6 protein-coding genes and 1 tRNA gene are annotated in these 3,305 nt (G+C 55.8%); all 7 read left to right on the forward strand.

The window, feature by feature from the left end; all coding sequences use genetic code 11:
- The coding region (locus ACI2JX_RS24935; protein ID WP_404691213.1) for an EF-Tu/IF-2/RF-3 family GTPase at positions 1–646 on the forward strand (646 nt) is incomplete at its 5' end.
- A 55-nt stretch (positions 647–701) separates the two neighbouring features.
- A tRNA-Trp gene (locus tag ACI2JX_RS24940) sits at positions 702–777 on the forward strand.
- 44 nt (positions 778–821) lie between these two features.
- Entirely contained in the window at positions 822–1,190 is a 369-nt protein-coding gene (gene secE / locus ACI2JX_RS24945) for a preprotein translocase subunit SecE (protein ID WP_186557305.1), read from the forward strand.
- Positions 1,191–1,199: 9 nt separating this feature from the next.
- On the forward strand, positions 1,200–1,733 hold the full coding sequence (gene nusG / locus ACI2JX_RS24950) for a transcription termination/antitermination protein NusG (RefSeq protein WP_186557306.1): 534 nt from the start codon (positions 1,200–1,202) through the stop codon (positions 1,731–1,733).
- Between the two features lie 119 nt (positions 1,734–1,852).
- A complete protein-coding gene (gene rplK, locus ACI2JX_RS24955) occupies positions 1,853–2,284 on the forward strand; it encodes a 50S ribosomal protein L11 (protein ID WP_115085065.1) in 432 nt (143 codons plus the stop codon).
- Complete coding sequence (rplA, locus tag ACI2JX_RS24960) at positions 2,284–2,979, forward strand: 50S ribosomal protein L1 (RefSeq protein WP_186557307.1); 696 nt, start codon at positions 2,284–2,286, stop codon at positions 2,977–2,979. Before rplK ends, rplA begins: the two co-directional genes overlap by 1 nt.
- Positions 2,980–3,176: 197 nt before the next feature.
- A partial coding sequence (gene rplJ / locus ACI2JX_RS24965) for a 50S ribosomal protein L10 (protein WP_404691214.1) occupies positions 3,177–3,305 on the forward strand: 129 nt, incomplete at its 3' end.

The raw sequence follows: 3,305 nt of genomic DNA on the forward strand, positions 1-3,305 counted from the left end.
CGACAACGAAATGGGCACCACCGCTGTCAAGCGTCTGGTTGAAACTCTGGACAGCTACATCCCAGAGCCAGAGCGTGCTATCGACAAGCCGTTCCTGATGCCAATCGAAGACGTATTCTCGATCTCGGGTCGTGGTACCGTTGTTACCGGTCGTATCGAGCGTGGTATCGTCCGCGTTCTAGACGCCCTGGAAATCGTTGGTCTGCGTGACACCACCACCACCACCTGCACCGGTGTTGAGATGTTCCGCAAGCTGCTGGACGAAGGCCGTGCTGGCGAGAACTGCGGCGTTCTGCTGCGTGGTACCAAGCGTGACGACGTTGAGCGTGGCCAGGTTCTGGTCAAGCCAGGTTCGGTCAAGCCGCACACCAAGTTCACCGCAGAAGTCTACGTTCTGTCGAAAGAAGAAGGCGGTCGTCACACTCCGTTCTTCAAAGGTTACCGTCCTCAGTTCTACTTCCGTACCACTGACGTGACCGGTAACTGCGAACTGCCGGAAGGCGTTGAAATGGTAATGCCAGGTGACAACATTCAGATGACTGTTACCCTGATCAAGACCATCGCAATGGAAGACGGTCTGCGCTTCGCTATCCGTGAAGGCGGTCGTACCGTCGGCGCCGGCGTCGTAGCAAAAATTATTGAATAAGTAGTTGATTTCATAAGATCAGGTCGGCATAATGGCCGGCCTGGTACAGTGTTAAAGGTCAGTAGCTCAATTGGCAGAGCGACGGTCTCCAAAACCGTAGGTTGGGGGTTCGATTCCCTCCTGACCTGCCATTCACCTCGGTGTGATTGGCTTTCTTCTCACAGGATCCTCCTCGATGACTCCCAAAACTGAAGCCCAAGATTCGCGTTTTGATCTTTTCAAGTGGCTCGCTGTTGTTGCTCTGGTAGTCGTTGGCGTCGTAGGTAATCAATACTACTCCGCTTCTCCGATTCTGTACCGCGTGCTCGCTCTCCTTGCTCTGGCTGCTGTTGCAGGCTTCGTTGCCCTGCAGACCGCGAAGGGTAAGTCGTTCTTTGCGCTGGCGAAGGAAGCTCGTACCGAGATCCGTAAAGTCGTGTGGCCGACCCGCCAAGAAACCATGCAAACCACGCTTATCGTTGTGGTTGTCGTGCTGGTTATGGCGTTGCTGCTGTGGGGTCTTGATTCCCTGCTCGGCTGGGCGGTCTCCTTGATTGTTGGCTAAGGGTGTCCCGTGGCTAAGCGTTGGTACGTTGTGCATGCTTACTCGGGTTACGAGAAGCATGTAATGCGCTCTTTGATCGAGCGCGTGAAGCTGGCTGGCATGGAAGACGAATTCGGCGAGATCCTGGTCCCGACCGAAGAAGTCGTAGAAATGCGCAATGGCCAGAAGCGCAAAAGCGAGCGTAAGTTCTTCCCTGGCTATGTATTGGTCCAGATGGATATGAACGAAGGGACTTGGCACCTTGTCAAGGATACCCCTCGCGTAATGGGTTTCATTGGTGGTACAGCAGACAAGCCTGCGCCTATCACCGATAAAGAAGCCGAGGCTATTCTGCGTCGTGTTGCCGATGGTAGCGACAAGCCGAAGCCGAAAACGCTCTTTGAGCCGGGTGAAGTGGTTCGTGTCGTTGACGGTCCCTTTGCTGATTTCAACGGTACCGTTGAAGAAGTTAACTACGAAAAGAGCCGGCTCCAAGTGGCGGTGCTCATTTTCGGTCGCTCTACTCCGGTAGAGCTCGAGTTCGGCCAGGTCGAGAAGGTCTAGGCGAACGACGCATCCCATACCCCGCAGCCCTATGTGCTGCGGGGTTTTGTCGTCACTGGGATAAAACGCAAGTCATCCGGGGAGCCATTTGGCGTTCGTACCCGATATTGGAGTAGCTCATGGCTAAGAAGATTCAGGCTTACATCAAGCTGCAAGTAAAGGCCGGCCAGGCCAACCCAAGCCCACCCGTTGGTCCAGCACTGGGTCAACACGGTGTGAACATCATGGAATTCTGCAAGGCCTTCAACGCCCGTACTCAGGGTCAAGAAGCCGGCCTGCCGACTCCTGTGATCATCACTGTTTACAGTGACCGTAGCTTCACCTTCGAAACCAAAAGCACCCCAGCTTCGGTTCTGCTGAAGAAAGCTGCTGGCCTGACCAGCGGTTCTGCACGTCCGAATACCGTTAAAGTCGGTACCGTGACCCGTGCTCAGCTGGAAGAGATCGCCAAAACCAAACAGGCTGATCTGACTGCCGCTGACATGGATGCAGCCGTGCGTACCATCGCCGGTTCTGCTCGCAGCATGGGCCTCAACGTGGAGGGTGTGTAATGGCTAAGCTGACCAAGCGCCAAAAGGCCATTGCTTCGAAACTCGAAGCTGGCAAAGTTTACAACTTCGAAGAAGCAGCCGCGCTGCTGGCCGAACTGTCCACCGTGAAGTTCAGCGAATCCTTCGACGTTGCCGTTAACCTCGGCGTTGACCCACGTAAATCCGACCAGGTCGTTCGTAGCGCTACTGTGCTGCCACACGGCACTGGCAAGACCGTACGTGTTGCCGTCTTCACCCAGGGTCCAGCTGCTGAGGCCGCTCTGGCTGCCGGCGCTGACCGCGTTGGTATGGACGACCTGGCTGCCGAGATGAAAGCTGGCGACCTGAACTACGACGTAGTCATCGCATCCCCGGATGCCATGCGCGTTGTTGGTCAGCTGGGTCAGGTTCTGGGTCCTCGCGGCCTGATGCCTAACCCGAAAGTTGGTACCGTAACTCCGGACGTAGCCACCGCGGTTAAAAACGCCAAGGCTGGTCAAGTTCGCTACCGTACCGACAAAAACGGTATCATCCACACCTCCGTTGGCAAGGTCGGCTTCGAAGCCGGCAAGCTGAAGGAAAACGTTGAAGCCCTGATCGCTGATCTGAAGCGTATCAAGCCAGCTTCCTCGAAAGGTATCTACGTCAAGCGCGTTACCCTGAGCACCACTATGGGCCCAGGTCTGGTCATCGATCAGAGCTCGCTGAGCGCGTAAGACCTTGCCGGCGCGTGAAAGCGCGTCGGCAACAAAATTGGGGTCCCTGCCTGGCGGGGGCTATCCAAGACCGTAGGCGGCGCAAGCCTTAAACAACCAGCCTACGCAGATGGTGCTCCCGGTTCCTTACCGAATCAGACACCAAAACGACATCCGGCTTCGGCCAGATGAAACGGTAACAAGCAGGAGTTTTACCCGTGGCAATTAAACTCGAAGACAAGAAGGCCATCGTCGCTGAAGTCAACGAGGCTGCCAAAGTCGCTCTGTCCGCTGTCGTGGCTGATGCCCGTGGTGTGACTGTCGGCGCAATGACCGGACTCCGTAAA

Source organism: Pseudomonas sp. NPDC088890, from assembly GCF_044900155.1.
In the GTDB taxonomy this organism is placed as follows: domain Bacteria; phylum Pseudomonadota; class Gammaproteobacteria; order Pseudomonadales; family Pseudomonadaceae; genus Aquipseudomonas; species Aquipseudomonas urmiensis.